The organism is Mycobacterium uberis (genome assembly GCF_003408705.1).
Lineage (GTDB): Bacteria > Actinomycetota > Actinomycetes > Mycobacteriales > Mycobacteriaceae > Mycobacterium > Mycobacterium uberis.
Window position 1 is genome coordinate 117,159 of record NZ_QAYL01000015.1, and the last position, 19,306, is coordinate 136,464.

General features: G+C 58.4%; 16 protein-coding genes and 7 pseudogenes. 17 read left to right on the forward strand and 6 right to left on the reverse strand.

All coding sequences use genetic code 11. The features are described 5' to 3' along the window. Window positions 1–82 precede the first annotated feature (82 nt). Entirely contained in the window at window positions 83–433 is a 351-nt protein-coding gene (locus tag MUBE_RS09655) for a hypothetical protein (RefSeq protein ID WP_165849797.1), read from the forward strand. 68 nt (window positions 434–501) lie between these two features. On the opposite strand, the gene MUBE_RS09660 is transcribed toward MUBE_RS09655, so the two are convergent. Continuing rightward, complete coding sequence (locus MUBE_RS09660; protein ID WP_116540360.1) at window positions 502–756, reverse strand: DUF2631 domain-containing protein; 255 nt, start codon at window positions 754–756, stop codon at window positions 502–504. 146 nt (window positions 757–902) lie between these two features. On the opposite strand from MUBE_RS09660, the gene dxr reads away from it, so the two are divergent. The 10 genes and pseudogenes from dxr to MUBE_RS09705 all read left to right on the forward strand — a co-directional run bounded on the left by dxr (window position 903) and on the right by MUBE_RS09705 (window position 10,285). Further along, window positions 903–2,132, forward strand: a complete 1,230-nt coding sequence (gene dxr / locus MUBE_RS09665; protein ID WP_116540361.1) for a 1-deoxy-D-xylulose-5-phosphate reductoisomerase — start codon at window positions 903–905, stop codon at window positions 2,130–2,132. Beyond that, complete coding sequence (locus MUBE_RS09670; RefSeq protein WP_116540362.1) at window positions 2,132–3,355, forward strand: M50 family metallopeptidase; 1,224 nt, start codon at window positions 2,132–2,134, stop codon at window positions 3,353–3,355. Before dxr ends, MUBE_RS09670 begins: the two co-directional genes overlap by 1 nt. A 52-nt stretch (window positions 3,356–3,407) precedes the next feature. Then, window positions 3,408–4,586 (forward strand): flavodoxin-dependent (E)-4-hydroxy-3-methylbut-2-enyl-diphosphate synthase, encoded by a 1,179-nt coding sequence (ispG, locus tag MUBE_RS09675; protein ID WP_116540363.1) that lies wholly within the window; start codon window positions 3,408–3,410, stop codon window positions 4,584–4,586. 97 nt (window positions 4,587–4,683) lie between these two features. Continuing rightward, window positions 4,684–5,173 (forward strand): annotated as a pseudogene (locus MUBE_RS18015) (GNAT family N-acetyltransferase). Window positions 5,174–5,333: 160 nt separating this feature from the next. Further along, window positions 5,334–7,148, forward strand: coding sequence for a penicillin-binding transpeptidase domain-containing protein (locus MUBE_RS09685; protein WP_116540364.1), 1,815 nt, complete (start codon window positions 5,334–5,336; stop codon window positions 7,146–7,148). A gap of 104 nt (window positions 7,149–7,252) precedes the next feature. After that, a complete protein-coding gene (map, locus tag MUBE_RS09690) occupies window positions 7,253–8,110 on the forward strand; it encodes a type I methionyl aminopeptidase (RefSeq protein WP_116540365.1) in 858 nt (285 codons plus the stop codon). Between the two features lie 248 nt (window positions 8,111–8,358). Then, a complete protein-coding gene (locus MUBE_RS09695) occupies window positions 8,359–8,580 on the forward strand; it encodes a hypothetical protein (protein ID WP_424399072.1) in 222 nt (73 codons plus the stop codon). A 10-nt stretch (window positions 8,581–8,590) separates the two neighbouring features. Beyond that, window positions 8,591–8,797, forward strand: a complete 207-nt coding sequence (locus tag MUBE_RS20320) for a hypothetical protein (RefSeq protein WP_424399073.1) — start codon at window positions 8,591–8,593, stop codon at window positions 8,795–8,797. A 275-nt stretch (window positions 8,798–9,072) separates the two neighbouring features. After that, window positions 9,073–9,822, forward strand: a complete 750-nt coding sequence (locus tag MUBE_RS09700; protein ID WP_116540366.1) for a gamma-glutamyl-gamma-aminobutyrate hydrolase family protein — start codon at window positions 9,073–9,075, stop codon at window positions 9,820–9,822. 235 nt (window positions 9,823–10,057) lie between these two features. Next, complete coding sequence (locus MUBE_RS09705) at window positions 10,058–10,285, forward strand: hypothetical protein (protein ID WP_116540367.1); 228 nt, start codon at window positions 10,058–10,060, stop codon at window positions 10,283–10,285. Window positions 10,286–10,479: 194 nt separating this feature from the next. Here the strand turns inward: MUBE_RS09705 and MUBE_RS19030 are convergent, their stop codons facing one another. From MUBE_RS19030 to MUBE_RS15190, 5 genes and pseudogenes are all read right to left on the reverse strand, one after another. Then, window positions 10,480–10,605 carry a hypothetical protein gene (locus MUBE_RS19030; protein ID WP_279386708.1) on the reverse strand — a complete coding sequence of 42 codons (126 nt, stop codon included), beginning with the start codon at window positions 10,603–10,605 and terminating at the stop codon, window positions 10,480–10,482. A 320-nt stretch (window positions 10,606–10,925) separates the two neighbouring features. Further along, on the reverse strand, window positions 10,926–11,126 hold the full coding sequence (locus MUBE_RS09710) for a hypothetical protein (protein WP_116540368.1): 201 nt from the start codon (window positions 11,124–11,126) through the stop codon (window positions 10,926–10,928). A 106-nt stretch (window positions 11,127–11,232) separates the two neighbouring features. After that, window positions 11,233–12,222 (reverse strand): annotated as a pseudogene (locus tag MUBE_RS09715) (HoxN/HupN/NixA family nickel/cobalt transporter); the annotation flags it as partial. Between the two features lie 220 nt (window positions 12,223–12,442). Next, window positions 12,443–12,580: a hypothetical protein gene (locus MUBE_RS20325; RefSeq protein WP_116540369.1), complete on the reverse strand. Its 138-nt coding sequence runs from the start codon at window positions 12,578–12,580 to the stop codon at window positions 12,443–12,445. An 801-nt stretch (window positions 12,581–13,381) separates the two neighbouring features. Continuing rightward, window positions 13,382–13,741 (reverse strand): hypothetical protein, encoded by a 360-nt coding sequence (locus MUBE_RS15190; RefSeq protein ID WP_133297098.1) that lies wholly within the window; start codon window positions 13,739–13,741, stop codon window positions 13,382–13,384. Here MUBE_RS15190 and MUBE_RS15860 point away from each other — a divergent pair. From MUBE_RS15860 to MUBE_RS09760, 6 genes and pseudogenes are all read left to right on the forward strand, one after another. Beyond that, window positions 13,740–14,230 (forward strand): annotated as a pseudogene (locus tag MUBE_RS15860) (GNAT family N-acetyltransferase). The gene MUBE_RS15190 and the pseudogene MUBE_RS15860 overlap by 2 nt on opposite strands. Before the next feature lie 80 nt (window positions 14,231–14,310). Then, window positions 14,311–15,869: pseudogene (locus MUBE_RS09745) on the forward strand (hypothetical protein); the annotation flags it as partial. A 62-nt stretch (window positions 15,870–15,931) separates the two neighbouring features. Beyond that, window positions 15,932–16,559 (forward strand): annotated as a pseudogene (locus MUBE_RS09750) (cob(I)yrinic acid a,c-diamide adenosyltransferase). A 136-nt stretch (window positions 16,560–16,695) separates the two neighbouring features. After that, window positions 16,696–17,004, forward strand: a pseudogene (locus MUBE_RS18020) (cobyrinate a,c-diamide synthase); the annotation flags it as partial. Further along, window positions 16,995–17,663 (forward strand): annotated as a pseudogene (locus tag MUBE_RS20330) (uroporphyrinogen-III C-methyltransferase); the annotation flags it as partial. The pseudogenes MUBE_RS18020 and MUBE_RS20330, both read left to right, overlap by 10 nt. Window positions 17,664–17,696: 33 nt before the next feature. Then, window positions 17,697–19,286 carry an MFS transporter gene (locus MUBE_RS09760; RefSeq protein WP_116540375.1) on the forward strand — a complete coding sequence of 530 codons (1,590 nt, stop codon included), beginning with the start codon at window positions 17,697–17,699 and terminating at the stop codon, window positions 19,284–19,286. The last annotated feature ends 20 nt before the right edge of the window (window positions 19,287–19,306 follow it).

Below are 19,306 nucleotides of genomic sequence, written 5' to 3' on the forward strand. Positions count from 1 at the left end.
AACATGACCGCAGCCACCGGCGGCTTTGCTGCACAAGACCCGGCCCACTGGCTCAGTCGTTCCACTGGAATCCGCGATCCGGGTGGCACTGATTAGGAAGCTCTATCGCTGCCCGCCGAAGAGACCACCGGCGAGCTGGTACCACGATCCGTTGAAGTCCGGCTGTGCGGACGCACAGCCGGACTTCAACGTTAGCACTCCGCTTGACGAGGCGCCCGCTGACTCGTGTGGGCAACGTGGACAGGGTGTTCGTCGTCCAATGATGACGACGGCGACACCTGGGCAGGTCACCTTAGGCTTTTCGAAGGGGCTGCGGGTTGCCGTCGAGGAGGCCGCTCACCGTGAGGAGGCATCCCTGAACTCCTGGCCGGTCCGCGCTACCGCCGCAGCCACGCAAGGGGTCATCACGGCGGCCGCTCGTGACGCCTGTTAGCGCTGACCATGTCAGCGTTCATCGGGGAAGTTTGGCGTGCAACACCGTAGTCGGGTAATCGGGCCCAGCTATCTAATCCAACCGCGTTGGCGGCCCAGCAGGTCACGGATCAAAACGAAGAGCACCAGGGCGGCAAACCCGATGAGATACCAATTCTCGACATGGCCAACGTGGTTACCGCGCAGCATCGCCAGCAGCAACCCGATGGCGAATAAACCTACGATGTGCCAGGTGTGGTGGTTGATTCTGCTCCACCCCCACGCCGCGGACGGCACCTCAGCAGGATCGACGCCGGCGTAGTGCTCCATCTCAGTGCTGGCCACGGCGATTCCTCCGGATCGGATTGGGTGTTTGGTGAGAACTATCCTGACATTTTGGCACACCGGCTTTGAATCACAGCCGATTCGACCACGTCGATCGTGGGCCCGTTCATTGACCTATCGAGTCGCCGGACGGGCACAATGTTTAGGTGATTAACCCGACTGAAGAACACACTGGTGGCCGCCTCCGTGTGCTGGTTCTGGGAAGTACCGGTTCAATCGGCACCCAGGCACTGGAAGTAATCGCCGCCAATCCGGACCGCTTCGAGGTGGTCGGGTTAGCTGCCGGGGGCGCGCAGCTGGACACACTGTTGCGGCAGCGTGCCAAGACCGGCGTCACCAATATCGCCATCGCTGACGATCGTGCGGCGCAGCTGGCCGGCGACATCCCCTATCACGGGCCCGATGCGGTTACCCGGCTGGTCGAGGATACCGAGGCTGATGTCGTCCTCAATGCGCTGGTCGGGGCTTTGGGTCTGCGCCCCACACTGGCTGCACTGCAAACGGGCGCGCGATTGGCGCTGGCCAACAAGGAGTCGCTGGTCGCTGGCGGTACGCTGGTGTTGGCCGCGGCGCAGCCAGGCCAGATTGTGCCCGTTGACTCTGAACACTCCGCGCTGGCGCAATGCCTGCGCGGTGGTACTCCCGACGAAGTCGCCGGGCTGGTGCTCACAGCCTCCGGTGGGCCGTTTCGTGGCTGGGCCGCCGCCGACCTGGAGCGCGTCACACTCAAGCAGGCGGGTGCCCACCCGACTTGGTCAATGGGGCCGATGAACACACTGAACTCAGCGTCTCTGGTCAACAAGGGGCTCGAGCTCATCGAAACCAACCTGTTGTTCGGCATTCCCTACGATCGTATTGAGGTGGTCGTGCACCCTCAGTCAATTGTTCACTCGATGGTCACGTTCATCGACGGCTCGACGATCGCCCAAGCTAGCCCTCCGGATATGAAGCTGCCTATTTCTTTGGCGTTGGGTTGGCCACAGCGGGTGCGGAGTGCAGCCCGAGCCTGTGCTTTTACAACCGCGTCTACCTGGGAATTCGAACCGTTGAACACCGATGTTTTCCCCGCGGTCGAATTGGCCCGGCATGCTGGACAGGTTGGCGGCTGTATGACCGCCATTTACAACGCTGCTAACGAGGAGGCTGCAGAGGCCTTCCTTCAAGGCCGGATCGGCTTCCCTGCCATCGTCGCGACAATCGCGGACGTGTTGCAACGCGCCGACCAGTGGGCCCCCCAATGGGGCGAGGTACCCGCTACCGTGGAGGACGTACTCGACGCCCAGCGCTGGGCCCGTGAGCGAGCGCGGTGTGCGATGGCTAGCAGCGAGTCCTGGAAAGGTCTCCGGCATGGTTTTGGAAAGGTCCTAAGAGCTTGATGATGTTTGCGCTCGGCATTGTACTGTTCGCGATCGCCATCCTTATTTCGGTGGCGCTGCACGAATGTGGCCATATGTGGGTGGCGCGCGCCACGGGCATGAAGGTGCGTCGCTATTTTGTTGGATTCGGTCCCACCCTCTGGTCGACCTGGCGCGGTGAAACCGAATACGGCATCAAGGCTGTTCCGCTGGGCGGCTTCTGTGATATCGCCGGTATGACCTCGGTCGAGGAGCTGGCGCCCGATGAATCCGACCGGGCAATGTACAAACAAGTGACCTGGAAGCGAGTTGCGGTGCTGTTCGCCGGGCCCGCCATGAACTTCGTGATCTGCTTGGTGCTGATCTATGGCATGGCACTGGTCTGGGGACTGCTCAATTTGCACCCACCGACCAAGGCAGTAATTGGTGGAACTTCTTGTGTCGCACCGGAACTGACTCCGGGTAAGCTCGCAAGTTGCGTCGGCCCAGGTCCAGCGGCGCTGGCAGGGCTTCGTGCTGGTGATGTCGTCGTCAAGGTCGGCGATAACTTCGTATCGACCTTCGACGATATGGCCGCCGCGGTGCGCAAGTTGCATGGCACGGTGCCGATTGTCTTCGAGCGTGACGGCACCACGAGTACCAGCTACGTCGACATCATGCCCACCCAGCGTTTCCTAACTAACGGGGACCACAGGGCAGACGGTCAACTCGAACCAACCACGGTAGGTGCCATTGGGGTGGGTGCACCACATCTGGCGCCTGTGCGCTACAATGTGCTCTCCGCGGTGCCCGCCACTGTTGCTTTTACCGGGGGTTTGACCGTTGAGGTGGGCAAGTCGTTGGTCACCATACCAACCAAGCTGGGTGCGTTGGTGCACGCTATCGGCGGTGGACAGCGCGACCCGCATACGCCGATGAGCGTGGTCGGCGCCAGCATCATCGGCGGTGACACCGTCGACCATGGGTTGTGGGTGGCGTTCTGGTTCTTCTTGGCGCAGCTGAACCTCATACTGGGTGCCATTAACCTGGTGCCGTTGCTGCCCTTCGATGGTGGTCATATCGCGATCGCGGTATTCGAGAAGATCCGTAACCTCGTACGGTCTGCTCGTGGCATGGTCGCAGCGGCGCCGGTGAACTATCTCAAACTTATGCCCGCGACATATGTGGTCTTGGTCTTCGTGGTTGGCTACATGCTGTTGACCGTAACCGCTGATCTGGTAAACCCAATCAGGCTCTTTCAGTAGAGTTCAATAGGTCAGCAGGATGTACGAAACACGAGAGATTTAGAGGGATACAGTGACCATAGGCCTGGGCATGCCCAAGAGGCGTGCTTCCACGCTTGCCTTCCGGCGCACCACCCGTCAAGTGATGGTTGGTAACGTTGGGGTCGGTAGTGACTACCAGATCTCCGTTCAGTCAATGTGCACCACCAAGACCCATGATGTCAACGCGACGTTGCAGCAGATCGCGGAGCTGACCGCGGCTGGCTGTGATATCATACGGGTGGCTTGCCCGCGTCAAGAAGATGCTGACGTACTTGCCGAAATTGCCCGGCACAGTAAAATTCCGGTGGTTGCCGATATACATTTCCAGCCGAAATACATCTTTGCAGCCATTGACGCCGGGTGTGCTGCGGTACGGGTCAACCCCGGCAACATCAAGGAATTCGACGGCCGGGTCGGTGAGGTTGCTAAGGCCGCAGCCACGGCCGGTGTCTCGATCCGCATCGGCGTCAACGCTGGCTCGCTAGACAAGCGGTTTATGGACAAGTACGGCAAGGCCACGCCCGAAGCACTGGTGGAGTCCGCGCTGTGGGAGGCCTCGCTGTTCGAGGAGCACGGCTTCGGTAACATCAAGATTAGCGTCAAGCACCACGACCCTGTCGTTATGGTCGCCGCCTACGAGCAACTGGCTGCCCGGTGCGACTACCCCTTGCACCTCGGTGTTACTGAAGCCGGTCCAGCCTTCCAGGGCACCGTAAAGTCCGCGGTTGCCTTCGGAGCGTTGTTGTCGAAGGGCATTGGCGACACTATTCGGGTTTCGTTATCGGCGCCGCCGGTCGAGGAAGTTAAGGTCGGCATTCAAATTCTTGAATCGCTCAACCTGCGGCCGTGTTCACTTGAGATTGTGTCCTGCCCGTCGTGCGGCCGTGCGCAAGTGGACGTCTACAACCTGGCCAATGAAGTCAGTGCCGGGTTACACGGCCTCAAGGTGCCGCTGCGGGTCGCCGTGATGGGGTGTGTCGTCAATGGGCCCGGCGAGTCTCGCGAGGCCGACCTGGGTGTCGCGTCTGGAAACGGCAAGGGCCAGATCTTTGTCAAGGGTAAGGTGATCAAGACTGTACCCGAAGCCCAGATCGTCGAGACGCTGCTTGAGGAGGCCATGCGGCTTGCCTCCGAGGTCAGGACCGAGAAAAGCGGTGATCACGGTCCAGAAACGACAAAGAGCGGTGTCCCGGTTGTGACCGTAAGCTGAATGAGGCCAGCTCGTTACCCCTGCTCTTGAGTTCGCCTCACAGAGAGTTTGCCAGATGTCGGCTCCGTCTATCTTTCGCCTTGTCGGCGAGTGACGGGTGTTTGTAGTGCGCGATGCCAATGCGGTGTGATGGGTATGCAAAGACGACCCGGTCGGATCGTGCATGGTCGCGACTCAAATCGGCAGACCATGGCATCGAGCCCTATTCGATTGGCGGGGAACTGTGGACCCGTCTTGGCGTCGGTGAAGTGGGCGTAGACCCGCAGCTTAGCGACGGCGGGTAGCCAGCTTTAGTGTGGACGGACGTGTCTGGGCTCGTTTCGAGCAAGGGCAGGTTTGTCTTCAAGGCCGAAGTGGGATCTCAGTCTACGACGGCTGGACAGATCCAAGGCGTCTTGGGTGCACCTGGAGTGGCGCGTGATGGGCCTGGGTATTAGTTGGTACCGCAACTCTGGCCGAATGTTATCGTGGATAGTAGACGCATCGCCAGCCTTTATGTAAACAATTTCAACGCCGTAGCGCGTGCTGCGTACGCCCGAGTGGGTTTCGTCGAAGTTGGCGCTTTCGTGACAGTGCTGCTGGACTAACCACCGATCGGCGGGATTACCTCCCCAATGCGCGGTTATCCGCACACTCGTCATCGAATGTGCAGATAGCTGCGCGTTTGGCAACAGCGAACGTGCATAACGGTTAGGTCTCGGTGTGTCTACGCGGGTGTGGAAGCCACAGTTCTTAACATCAGAAACGATGGCATCTAAAATAACACTGGCCTCGTCCGTTTTCGGGCTGTTGCTTGTCGCAGTTATCGCGGTGTCGGGCTGTACCCCACGGCCCGATGGTCCGGGCCCAGCTGCTGAGAAGTTCTTTGGCGCGTTAGCTATCGGCGATACCGCGACGGCTGCCCAACTCAGCGACAACCCCAATGAGGCCCGCGAGGCGCTCAACGCAGCTTGGGCCGGACTGCAGGCCCGCCATCTGGATGCGCAGCTCCTCGGTGTGCGGTATGCTGAAGACACCGGCACCGTCTCCTACCGCTTTACCTGGCACTTGCCGAAGGATCGGACGTGGAGCTATGACGGCCAGCTGCAGATGGCGCGCTACGAGGGGCGTTGGCAGGTTCGGTGGGCTGCTGCTGGGCTGCACCCTAGACTGGGCGAGCGTCAGACGTTCGTGTTGCGCGCCGATCCGCCACGGCGCGCCTCGGTGAACGAACTCGGGGGCAGCGACGTGTTAGTGCCGGGCTATCTGTACCACTATGCGCTGGACGCCACTTTGGCCGGGCGCAGCCTGATCGGGACGGCACGCGCGGTAGTCGAAGTCTTACACCCCTTTGACGACACGCTCAATGATCCGCAACTGCTTGCCGAAAAAGCCAGTTCGGTGACCGAACCACTGAGCTTGATCACGTTGCACTCCGACAACAACGACCGGATCGCTCCCGCAATCGGCAAGCTGCCCGGCATCGTCATCACGCCCCAAGCCGACCTACTGCCGACCGACCCTCATTTCGCCCCATCGGTCATCACCGAGGTGAAGAAAGCCGTGATCGACCAACTCGACGGCAAGCCGGGCTGGCGAGTGGTTAGCGTCAACCAGAATGGTGTCGATGTCGCGGTGCTGAATGAGGTCGAACCGTCGCCGGCGTCGTCGATCTCGATCATGCTGGACCGGGCCGTGCAGAACGCCGCCCAGCATGCGGTGGACAGCCGTGGTGGCAAAGCGATGATCGTCGTGCTCAGACCGTCGACCGGGCAAATCCTCGCGATCGCGCAGAACGCGGGGGCCGACGCTGATGGCCCGCTTGCTACCACCGGCCTGTTCCCACCTGGGTCGACCTTCAAGATGGTCACCGCCGGCGCGGCTATCGACCGCTATATGGCTACCCCCAACACAATGCTGGGTTGCCCTGGCCACATCGACATCGGGCACCGGACCATTCCCAACTACGGCGGCTTCGATCTTGGCGTGGTGCCGATGTCTCGTGCGTTCGCCAGTTCCTGCAACACCACGTTCGCCGAATTAAGTAGCAGGATGCCGCCCCGCGGTCTTACGCAGGCCGCCAACCAGTATGGGATCGGACTTGACTATAAGGTGGACGGTATCGCCACGGTAACCGGGTCAGTGCCGCCGACGGTGGACCTGGCTGAGCGCACTGAGGATGGCTTCGGCCAGGGCAGGGTGTTGGTCAGTCCGTTCGGCATGGCTCTAGCAGCGGCCACCGTAGCTGCTGGCAGAACCCCAGTACCGCAGCTGATCGCTGGGAGGCCAACGAGAGTCGAAGGAGCCAGCACGCCGATCACCTCAAGGGTAATCGATTCGCTGCGATCGATGATGCGGCTGGTAGTGACCAACGGGACTGCCCAAGAGATCGCCGGCTGCTGTGGTGCGGTCTTCGGGAAGACCGGTGAAGCCGAGTTCGCCGGTGGATCGCATTCCTGGTTCGCTGGGTATCGCGGCGATCTAGCGTTCGCAGCGCTGATCGTGGGGGGTGGCAGCTCGGAATACGCGGTCCGGATGACCAAAGTCATGTTCGAATCGCTGCCGCCGGACTACCTGACTTAACGCGATTGGCGGTGTTTCCGGTGGGGTTGGCGGGTGGTCTCCACTTCACGCCGCTGGCGCGGCACGTGTCGTAGCTGATCAACTCGCGTTACTAAGCTTGCGACATGTCTGCTCGCACCGCACTTTCTCCCGGTGAGTTGTCCCCGACTCTGCTGGTGCCTGTGCTGATACCACGCCCTGAATACGTAGGTAAGCCGACGGCGCAGGAGGGCAGTGAACCGTGGGTGCAGACTCCAGAGGTGATCGAAAAGATGCGCGTCGCCGGCCGGATTGCGGCCGGCGCATTGACTGAAGCAGGCAAGGCAGTTGCGCCCGGCGTGACGACCGACGAGCTAGATCGGATTGCCCATGAATACATGGTTGACCACGGCGCCTACCCCTCAACGTTGGGATACAAGGGCTACCCGAAGTCGTGTTGTACGTCGCTCAATGAGGTCATCTGTCACGGTATCCCAGACTCGACGGTGATTGCCGACGGTGACATTGTCAACGTCGATGTCACTGCCTATATCGATGGTGTGCACGGTGATACCAATGCGACCTTTCTGGCCGGCGATGTTTCTGAACCTCACCGGCTACTCGTTGAACGAACCCGCGAAGCAACGATGCGCGCGATCAACGCAGTCAAACCTGGACGTGCGTTGTCCATCATTGGCCGGGTTATCGAATCGTATGCAAACCGGTTCGGGTACAATGTGGTTCGTGACTTCACCGGTCATGGCATCGGCACCACGTTTCATAATGGGCTGGTTGTCTTACATTACGACGAACCTTCTGTCACGACAATCATGCAGCCGGGGATGACATTTACCATCGAGCCGATGATCAACCTCGGAACTTTGGACTATGAAATCTGGGATGACGGCTGGACAGTGGTCACTAGGGACCGCAAATGGACTGCGCAGTTCGAGCATACGCTGTTGGTTACCGACACCGGTGTCGAGATCCTCACCGTACTGTGATCTGCTGGGCGAACTGATGGCATCGCACATTGACATGAATACTAGTCGTTGACCTGCTTGATAGCCTACCACCGCGGCGGCCACGGATTCGCGTGCAATTCGGCGATGCATGATGGTGTAATAGCTTGGTAAATACTGATGAAATCATAGGTAATTCAGATGCATTCGGTACTTACATTGGTGGAGAGAACCCGCGAGACTGACTCGTAAGCAGGAAGATCGACTACAATGGTAAGTATCTACCATCAATGATGACTACGCTCGACGGATTTCCGGTTCTGGTCTGCATAGCTGGTCCGAAGAATGGTGTCGTCGTCATGATACTAGGTGCCGAGCAGCGTGGGCTCACTGCCTATGAAATGGTGCGCGCCCTATACCCCGCTTCGCTGCGGACTTTCATTATCGGCCCTGACCCGCAGTTGATCGTCAAGTCGGTGGTCGGCATCCGTAACACCCTGGGGATCAGCTAGGCGGTGGAACGTGACAGCCAGCGGTTCCGTTTATGCTGACTACCGCATGGTGGACTTGCTGGGACGACGCAGCGACCAGGAGTCGGCCGCCGAGATCATGTTGCGCACCAGCACCTGGTTAGTGTCAGTGGTATTCACGCGATATGCGCTGAACATTAACGTCCACAATCGATTTGCCAGCCGTAGCTGCGCGCCGACCGTCATGCATGGTGACTAGGAATCGCGGCTGTGTTAAGCAAATCGTCGGCGTCGATGTCAATCAATACTACGCGGTAGTGACCGCGGGTCGCGGCATGGTTGTATAGGAGAGAACGAAAGCTGTAGCCATCCGAGGCCTGTGCTGGCAGTAGCTGACAACGTTGCCGGCGCGGAGCGGCTGTCAGCTACGTTCGTTTAGGCTGTCGCCGTGTGGTTGCGTACTACCTGAACAATGCCTGTGTGGACTTGGCGGTGTCCAATGCGGCAGTCATCAACTGGGAGAGGTGAGGTTACGTGGATTTGAGCGGCTCGAGGCCAGTAGTGGGCTTGACGGCTTACTTGGAGCAGGTGCACACGGGGGTCTGGGATGTACCCGCGAGTTATCTGCCAGCCGATTACTTTCAAAGCGTCACTGTGGCTGGTGGTATCGCGGTGCTGCTTCCGCCTCAGCCGGTGAACCCTGAGATCGCCGCCCGCGTACTTGACGGTCTGGGCGGTCTGGTGATAACCGGTGGTTATGACGTCGATCCCGCTGCTTACGGCCAGCGACCTCATCCGAGCACCGACGAGCCCCGTGTTGCCCGCGACTCCTGGGAATTTGCGCTACTTGGGGCTGCGTTGCAACGTGGACTGCCGGTGCTGGGTATTTGTCGCGGCGCGCAGCTGCTCAATATCGCGCTGGGCGGCACATTGCACCAGCATCTGCCTGACGTGATCGGTCATAGCGAGCATTGGGCAGGCAACGCGGTGTTCAACAGGTTGCTGGTCCGTACCGTGCCAGGTACGCGGCTGGCCGCTGTGCTGGGGGAGTCTGCCGAAGCGCAGTGCTATCATCATCAATCCATCGATAGGCTCGGTGATGGTCTGGTGGTCAGCGCATGGGACGTTGATGGTGTGATCGAGGCGATAGAGCTGCCGGGAGACGCGTTTGTGCTTGGCGTACAATGGCATCCAGAGAAGGTCCTAGGCGATCTGCGGCTGTTCACCGCGCTTGTCGATGCTGCGTGCTGCTATGCGAATAGCAGATACGCGGAGTACAGTTGACCAACGCGGTTGTTCGCTCTCCAATCGCGGTTTTCGGTGATCAGCGTTAGGGCGTCATTTCTTCATTGGACTGTGTCTTGATATCTTCTGTGGTGAGATCAGCCCAGGTGTTTGGGGTTGGTGGTTTCGGTTTCCTAATGGCTTGTCGGGGTTTTTGAGCGAGCTGAATCTCGGCCGCGGGGAAAGATGTGAAAATAGGCAGTGGTATAGCCATTTTGGCTGCAGTGGTCGCGCTGTGAAAGCCAATGAGTTGCACCGATTCTGGTCGTTCATGCCTACGCCTGGCCGCCAGCACCGTCGTGTCGCTGGTGCAGGCGGCGACATCGCCGATGTAGGGCAGGCGCTGCAGGTTGAATGGTTCGAACAGTCCGGAGGACGTAGGTCTGATCGTGGCATAAGCTTGCGCCCAGTAGTTTCCAGTTTGTGCCAGGTGTCCGCGGCGTCGATTGCGGTGCCGGGTTGAGTGTGCAGGAGCGCACTCGTAGCTCGCCGGCGACCACCCGTAACTCTCCAGTGCAGTCGTGAGTCCGCTTCGAGGTTGGCGCGCGCGTTGTCAGGCACCATGGTAGGTGGTCACCAGCAGCACTGCATTTTTTGGGGGGTAGTTGTCTCGACCAGCTGGGGCGGCAGCACGTTCATGTGAGCCGCCGTATCATGCTACTGGGGTGAATCAATACCGAATGCGTGGGCCGCGATGCCCAGTTCGGCGGTATAGCCATAGACCAGACTCAGCTCCGCGTCCAGTTCTTCGGCCAGCTGTTGAGCGTTAGCTCTCGGCCGCATTTGCGGGAACAAACTGCCCGTCGCTATATGCCGCGTCGGTTAATCCGCTGCCGAGCAGCCTCTCCAGCAGAACCTTGTGCGCCCACTGACCCTAGCCTGCTCCAGCTGTTCGAATCAGGTCGACAACGGTTGGTCAATAGAGGTGCGGCGGGTCGTAGCGCGACCGGACGTGGTTGAGCATCCGGGGTCGGTGCCGGGGAGGTTAAGGGTAAAGCGCAGGGGTTGTGCTCACCAGGTTGTGCGGTCGGTACTCGGGGACACCATGCTAGTCGGTGTGGTCGCCGGAAATTGTGTAGGCGAGTTAGTTGAGACGTTCGATGTCACCCTGACAGAATGGAGGCGGGCAGTGGTGTATCGGCGGCTAACTCCGGTAACAGGTGCAAGTCCATTGTGTCGACGAGCAGCACCGCGACCTGATCGACATGGCCCACCCAATCCGCCAACTTCAGCTTGTCGAGCACACCCGGAAACCCGAGCAGCGCAGCTGCGGTGGACAGTACATTGCAAATTGGTCCGGACACTGGACTAAGCGCGGGCCTAGCCTGGCAGCGGATCGCGCGCGGCTCGACGGGGTCTAGCCGTTGGTCCAGACCTCCGCAGAGTTCAAGCCGCACGCTCAGATGAGGCCTACCGCTCCTCAAGACAGCCGTAACGCCAGACCAGCAGCCCAAGCGATGACAAACATGTCAATTACAGTATAGTCGACTGCGTTGAAGTCGAGGTTACTAACCCAGTTCCAGAATCCTTTCTGCCAGCTGAACAGGCCGAGTTCGACGCTGCCGATCAGTGGGGCGACGGCCACCAACAACCTGGTAATGGTGATGTTGTAGTAGATCTTGCGCATCGGGTTGGAAAAGGCCTAGCCATAGGTGAAGTGCATGAACGAGCGATTGAAAGTATTCGGCAGATACATGCCGGCGGTGAACAGCACGGGCAGATACAGGATGGCGTACTACGGCAGCCTGGCGGTCGCGGTACTGTCGACCCAGGACCAGCAGCGTGATCTCGGTGACGGTGTTGGACTCCAGCCCAAACGACAACCCGACTGGGTACATGTGCCAGGACTTGCTAATCGATGTGGTCCAGCGACCGACAAAACGGTTGATCAGTCCACGGTTGTCCAGCTGTTGTTCTAGCCGGATTCGTCGTCGCTGTCGCGGTGCAACCGCGTTAATATCCGCAGCATGCCGATCAAGATGAGGACGCTAAAGATCTCGATACGGTAAAGGGAAACTCCTGAAACGCTGGTTTTAATCAGCGCTGCGTAGTGATGTAGTGTCGGGAATCGTCCTTGACCGGTCCGACGATGGTTTTTATCCCGGTTGCCAACAGCACTGCTAGCCCGAAAACCACTGTGGAGTGGTCCAACGAGAAGAAGAAATCGATGCCAAGGGGACGCTGCTCATCGTTTATCAGCTTGCGGACAGTGTTGTCGATCGTGGCGATGTGGTCGACATCGAGTGCGTGCCGCATGTCTAAGGTGTAAGCGGTCAACCCGACACTGGTTCCAAACGTATTGCCACCCATGATGAACTGTGTTGGCTGGACGAGCCATGTCCCAGTGGTCCAGCCCGCCAGGTGCAGTGCAGCAATGATTGCCAACATCGATCTCAGCCGCTACCATTCGGCCGGCGCCGAAAAGCCATGCGTTGTGCAGAACTGTGACGACTACGATGGGTGACTATCGAACGCCCGACCGATCATGTCGGTTCTTCCAGTGTCGGGAAGAACGCAACAGGCACGACTGTAAATTGCGTCTCAAGCTCGGTGTAAGTCGATTGCAGGAATCGCGTAGCACGTTTTCGATTACCTCGCGCAGCGTCAGGTGGATCCAGTGCTAGTCGTGCGCCATTTGAGACGCGACCAACTCGAAGCTCATTGCCTGAGTCAACGGTTGGATGCTCGAGGATGTCTGATAGCCTATGATGTGTACCCTTAGCAGGCGCCTGCTACTGCGATCGGCGATGAGCTGCATGATCCCGGCAGTGTCCTATATGGCCCATCTGTACGCGACGTCGCCGTAATCCGTCACCTTGACGAGATATCGAGTCCATTTGTAAAAGAATGATTTTTGATCAAAATGACAGCGGACAGCGAAGGATGGGTACATACCGCCGACGGTACGTGCCGGTGGTCCGCCATGGCTATCGACTCGGTGTTGCCCCAATCTCACAATAGTATCGTGCTGCACAACGCAGGTTTTGTGTTTGGCGACATGCATTGAGAAGATATGGGGACGAAACATCACCGATGTGTGGAAATCCCACGTGAAGAAGTCCGTTGTTATTCGTCGACTACCATCTGACAGTCCTCGACTTCGACATCGGCCTGCTTGGCGTCAAGGTTTGGACATTCGGCCGGTCGTCATCAGCAGCAGGTCGGCGTTCAATTCGCAACCATCGTCGAGCTCCACGGAGACTTCGGAGCAGCGATTCCGCTTTCCTAAGATGTTACGTTGTGTGCGAACCGTTCTCATTTGTTCCAAGCGATGTGGGTGAACCGTTCGCAATGACGGTATCGCTGGTGTCTGACTCGACGTCAGAAGAAAGGACAGTCAGCGGAATCACTGGTTGCGAATCAGCTGCGATCACCAATTTACTTGCTGGTGAATTATTCACCAGCGTCAGCGCTTATGCAGATAGCGCTAGCGAGTCTGGACAGGTCCGAATTTGATGCACTGACAGTACGCGTCGATGTTGAGTGCTGACTGTCTATAGTCTTCGCCACTGAGCTCGATTCGATCGATCCTTCCGAAGACATGGGGGACAATGTTGTCCTAGTGTACTCGGTCGATGTGTGCATCGATGCCGTACTGTGCCGAATTCTGGATCGAGTTGGCGACTTCGTCGACATAGCCGAACGTCTTCGTCGGGATGTGTCCGACGTTCAAACGGGTTCTCCCGAAGATTCCCTGCTCGCAGATCGCTGTCTGCTTGCCGGCATAGCTGCCGTCGAGAATTCTGTTTCCCGAACTCTTTCCGATGATCGTGATGCTATAGATTTCCATTTTTTTTGGGGGGGATGCTACCCTATCTTCGATGATGCTGAGATGACGTGCTGTTCCTGGCTTAGCCGTGCTTGCGATCGTTATTGGCGTCGGTTCAGCTGGAGCCTGGTTCGCCAGCGGCCCGCTCATGACCGAAGCGCTGTGTCACATCTTGTCCAAAGACCTTGATAATCAGATTCTTTACGGGATGTTCAAGCTTCAGGTGGAGGTTTTCGTCGTCGGACAGGTGTGTCCGTATCCGGAGCTTGACGGTCGCGACTTGCTGGTCGAAGCCCGGCATTTCTAGTTGAAAACAGTTGACGGCGCGGTTATCTGCATGCTGCGGCTGATGGAGGAGCACGTCGGAGGTGAGAAGGTGTTCCGGATTGGCTGGGTGCGCACCAAACGCAGCGTACGCGGCCTAAGACACATCACGAGATCGCTGTGCGTTATGTTGGCCGAAGTGGTTGACTACCCGTTCCGGATTGACGCGCAAGCTTATCTGATCGAAATATATGTTCAGCATGGGTGTGTCCGAAAATAATGAGAATGTCAATGGACGATGGTATTTCGCATGTTCCAATGCTGTGTCCTCGTGGAGCAGTCGTGGAGCCTTACCCGTTCAGCACGATCGTCTGATACGATCAACTGCGGCTCGCGTTGTTGCGGTCCGCCACGCCCGGCAGTGAGAGACTGGTCTCGGTGCTGGTCTGGTCTAAATTCCCCTCGATGCCGTTGAAGACCGGATGATCGGTTCACTGGATCTGCGAGGGGTGCTGCGCGACGGTGAACACGCGTTTTTTCCGGACTGCTGGTCCATGCCTACGGCGGCGTAATGTATGTCGATGAGGTACAACTTGCTGTGCGATCATCTGGTTTACTTGCTTCTCGACGTTGCGGCGGTGGATCGAGTACGCGTCGAGTGTGACGGCACCTCCCACTCGCACGAGACCCGTTTCGTGTTGATCGACACGATGAATCCGGAGGAGGGTGCGATGTGTCCGCAACTGCTGGACCGGTTCGGCCTTGCCCTGGATGTGCACGTGTAAAGTTACGTCGACGTGCGGGTACAAGTGATCTAGCGGCGGATGGCCTACGAGGCCGACCTGGAAGGGTTCGCTGCGCGTTATGCCGAAGCTAACGCCGAGTTGGCTTATCAGATCGCTGTCGGAAGAGCATTCGTTGAAGAGGTTGTGTTACAGGACAACAAGTTATGGCGTGTAGTGGCGTTGTTCCCGGCGTTCGACGTGGACGGTATGCGGAGTCGGTCTAGTGGTGGCACGGACATACACCCACGCCCCTGGCGCAGCGGACACACAGTCGAGGAACAGGACATCCGGGTAGCGGTCGAGCTGGCTTTGCCGTATCGGCATTGCTGAAACCCATTTGATGAAACCCGGTATCGACCGCGACCAATTGGATGAGGCCCTGGCGTGGGCCGATCCGACCCAGATCCCTATTCCGATCCGCCCGGCGGCGGTTAGTCCGTTGGCGTGGATTCTCTCCCTCAGCAGTTGAATTCGGACTCCAAGTCATAACAAGCGGCCACACCCGGCACATCGCCATCCAAGGTGTTCCGTACCCGTGCGTTTACCGTCCCAGGCGTCGGTACGGGCGCAACCGGGTGGCGCTCATGTGCCTGTAACTTATCCGGCAGTGTGGTGGTGGCAACCGACAGTAGCTCCGGGGTTCATGGTCTGCATCTGTTTGAGACGTTGCTGTCGGCCGCCGAGTGTGTCGGAACCAAGCGATGTGTGCCGTGCCATCTGTGAGAAGTGTGAGGGGAATCTGGTGATCTTCGTCGTTGACACGTCATGTTCGATGGCTGCGCGGGATCGGATGGCCGAAGTCGGCGGTGCGACTCTGTCGCTGCTGCGCGATACCTACCAGCGGTGTTACAAGGTTGCAGCGCTTACGTTTCGCCAGCAGGAGGTGCGGTTGTTGCTTCTGCCAACATTGTCGGTGCATATTTTGGTCGTTGGCTAGCTCGGTTAGATACCGGCGGCAAAGCTTCGCTCGCTGAGGGCCTGTTGGCGTCGTGTCAGCTGATCACCCGGGAAAGGTGCGCGACGGGGCGCGACGTCCTTTGGTGTTAGTGCTCACCGGAGGTTGGGCCACTGCTGGACCAGACCCGTTGGGAAGCAGTCGAACCACAGCGACACGGCTGGTCATCGAGGGTGCGGTCGTGGTGGTGGACTACGAGACGTCGCATGTGCGACTGAGGTTGACTGGTCAACTGGCTCGCCAGCTCAGGATGCCGACGGTGCGACTGGAATAACTACGTACCGATCACCTTCTGTACGCTGTGTTGTGCAGTGTGGCCTAAGTCGGTACACATTTATGTCACAGGGTCGTCCGCTCCGGATCCTCGACGATGGTCTCACCACCCGGGTCCGGTGCGGCACCTCAGCACTGGCAGTCCATACCGGTGCGGGTAAAGGCAAATTGACAGCGGCGTTCGGAGTGGTGTTGCGGGACTGGAATAGTGGGCTAAACGTCGAAGTCTTTAACTTCGTTAAGAGCGCCAAGTAGGAAAGTCGGTGAGGAAGTGGCTTCTTGTCAGCTTGACCAGTTACACGACCAGTACGGGGTAGGTGGGGTCGTCGAATGGCACAAAATAGGTGCCGGATGGTCCTGGACGCGTAGGTCATGTAAGGCAGGAAACGACCTTGATCACGCGGGGGTCTCAGCAGGCGGCTGGGCAGAGATCTCGCGCCGGCTGGCTATGCGACGCCACGACTTATATGTGCTGAGATGAGTTCACCTAATCTGTTGAACTGGAGCTGGGTTGACGTCGACGATGTGGTGGACATGGTATCGGCTTGACATGGTCAGCAGCATGCTGATGAGCATCGAATGCGATGCCTTGCCGCGGCTTGTCGAGGTTGCCAATCTGGTGACCAAAATGACCAAGCTGAAACAGCTGATGGATGCCGGATGCAAGGAGTGGAAGGGCATCGGGCGGTAAGCGTGGCCTGTTTTCTCCGTGAGGGGACGTGTCATTTTGTGGACGTTGGCGGCATCGGATCATGAAGTGACGTTAGTCCCGGAGGTGATTCTCGCTGCTCCCGCATCTGCCAGAGGCAGGAAAAACTACGGTCGCAATGGGTTTAATTGGAGCGCTGCGACAGGCAAGCTATGCTGCCATCTCGTTCAAGGTTAGCTTGGATTTCATCGACCCTTGTTACCATGCCGTGGCCGTGTCTCGTCCCGACCCGCAATCTAGACTCAGTTATTGGTGGGAGAGCAGTTCATTGGCCCGTTGTACGTGCACGGTGCCGGTGGTGCAGGCATCGCGATGATCAAAGGGGTGGTGGGCCTATTCGGCGGGTGTGTAATTTGGTGTCATGACCACACCGGCGGTGGGGTTTATTGCACACGTCGCAATTCTGCTAGGCGCTTCGGTGATCGTGAGTCGATCACTGTGTGCGGACGTCGTTTGCTGGCGCAGGCCAATGTCGTGGTCGCCGATTGACTTACTTCGCCCGAGCTGCTCGCCGAACTGTCATCGTATGTGAAAGTTATCGATGCCGCCAAGATCCCGTGCGGCCAGGCCATGGCCCAGGACGTAATCAATGGGCTCGATCTGGGTGTTTAGTGATCCGTCTCACAGGGGGCCGACCCCTTTGGCTTCGCTTGCGGTTATGAGGAAGTCCTGGCGTGCATCGATGCCGGAATCCCGATGACTGTGATGCCGGGTGTGACTAGCGCTATAGCGATGCCCACATTGGCCAGCGTTCCCGTCACTCACCAGGTGATAAATCACGAGTTCGTAATTATTAGTAAATTTAGTTCGTAATTATTTAGTAAATTTGGAGTGCATTGACTCCCTGGTCGGACACCATGCATTATTGCATACTAACAGTCGGATGCATCGAGCTTTTTGCAGATGTCCTACTTGAGGATGGCCGAGTTGTGGATACTTCGGCATGAATAGCTTAACGATAGCACGACGGCTGATCAACAGGCATTGCGGGCTGCCCTCGCCGACACGCCGGAAAAGGTTCGTGCAGAAGGAATCCGATCTCCTGCGATTATTGCCATCGGAGTTGTTGCGGCATTCGGCGTTTAAATTTTTCTTAAGATTACTGTAGGGTAACCTCCTATGATGGCTCTCAACGACCATGAGTGGGCAGTCTATGATTGGACAGCTGTACGCTCGGATCGTGCGGTCTGGTCGCGACTGACGCGGCAGGTGGAGCCCGCTTTAGAACGCATGAACAAGTACTCGACGTGGCTACCTTCCAGTCGTTTCATCGCAGCGGTCATCGCGATCGGTGGTATGCAGCTATTGGCGACCATGGACAGCACCGTCGCCATTGTCGCGCTTCCCAAGATTCAAAACGAGCTGAACTTGTTCGACGCTGGCCGTAGTTGGGTGATTACCGCCTATGTGCTGACCTTCGGTGGGTTGATGTTGCTCGGAGGCCGCCTCGGCGACACCATCGGGCGCAAGCGCACGTTCCTTGTCGGTGTCGCACTGTTTACTATCTCTTCGGTGCTCTGTGCTGTAGCCTGGGACGAAGTGACCTTGGTCATTGCTCGGTTATTGCAAGGCATCGGGTCGGCTATTGCCTCGCCGACTGGTCTGGCGCTAGTTGCGACCACCTTCTCGAAAGGTCCAGCGCGCAACGTGGCCACGGCGGTGTTCGCCGCTATGACAGCAATCGGTTCGGTGATGGGCCTCGTGGTAGGCGGGGCATTGACCGAGGTGTCGTGGCGGCTGGCGTTTCTGGTGAACGTGCCGATTGGGTTGGTGATGATCTATTTGGCCCGCACCGCTTTGCAGGAGACCAACAAGGAGCGGATGAAGCTGGATGCAGCTGGGGCCATTCTGGCCACGCTGGCTTGCACCGCCGCCGTTTTCGCCTTCTCAATGGGGCCAGAGAAGGGTTGGATTTCGCTGACCACGATCGGTTCGGGCTTGGTGGCATTGGCGGCCGCTATTGCCTTTGTCGTCGTAGAACGTACTGCCGAAAGCCCCGTCGTGCCGTTTGACCTGTTCCGGGACCGCAACCGGCTGGTCACTTTTATCGCGATCTTTCTGGCCGGTGGTGTCATGTTCAGCCTGACTGTGTCCATCGGCCTATATGTGCAAGATATCTTAGGCTACAGCGCACTGCGTGCGGGTGTAGGTTTTATCCCGTTCGTCATCGCGATGGGAATCGGTCTGGGCGTATCGTCACAGTTGGTGTCTCGATTTTCGCCACGGGTGTTGACGATCGGTGGTGGTTGGTTGCTCGTGGTCGCGATGCTGTACGGCTGGGCGTTTATGAACCGCGGCGTTCCCTATTTTCCCAACTTGTTAGCGCCCATCGTTGTTGGTGGAATCGGCATCGGCATGGCCGTTGTCCCGCTGACGCTATCGGCCATCGCCGGGGTAGGTTTCGACCAGATCGGCCCGGTGTCGGCGCTCGCGCTAATGTTGCAGAGCCTGGGCGGGCCACTCGTGCTGGCCGTCATTCAGGCGGTGATCACCTCGCGCACATTATACCTTGGCGGTACCACCGGTCCGGTGAAGTTTATAAACGACGCGCAATTGTATGCGCTTGATCATGGCTATACCTACGGCTTGTTATGGGTGGCGGGAGCGGCTGTCATCGTTGGCGGGGCGGCGTTATTCATCGGGTACACTCCCGAGCAGGTGGCCCATGCGCAGGAGGCCAAGGGAGCGATGGACGCCGGCGAGCTGTAGGCCATCGTCGGGTTGTTACT

Coding starts and splice junctions, on each gene's coding strand:
- MUBE_RS09670 (WP_116540362.1), top strand. CDS start 2,132: ATGATGTTTGCGCTCGGCATTGTACTGTTCGCGATCGCCATCCTTATT.
- MUBE_RS09685 (WP_116540364.1), top strand. CDS start 5,334: ATGGCATCTAAAATAACACTGGCCTCGTCCGTTTTCGGGCTGTTGCTT.
- map (WP_116540365.1), top strand. CDS start 7,253: ATGTCTGCTCGCACCGCACTTTCTCCCGGTGAGTTGTCCCCGACTCTG.
- MUBE_RS09695 (WP_424399072.1), top strand. CDS start 8,359: ATGATGACTACGCTCGACGGATTTCCGGTTCTGGTCTGCATAGCTGGT.
- MUBE_RS19030 (WP_279386708.1), bottom strand. CDS start 10,605: ATGCGGCCGAGAGCTAACGCTCAACAGCTGGCCGAAGAACTGGACGCG.
- MUBE_RS20325 (WP_116540369.1), bottom strand. CDS start 12,580: ATGCAGCTCATCGCCGATCGCAGTAGCAGGCGCCTGCTAAGGGTACAC.
- MUBE_RS15190 (WP_133297098.1), bottom strand. CDS start 13,741: ATGAGCGGGCCGCTGGCGAACCAGGCTCCAGCTGAACCGACGCCAATA.
- MUBE_RS09760 (WP_116540375.1), top strand. CDS start 17,697: ATGATGGCTCTCAACGACCATGAGTGGGCAGTCTATGATTGGACAGCT.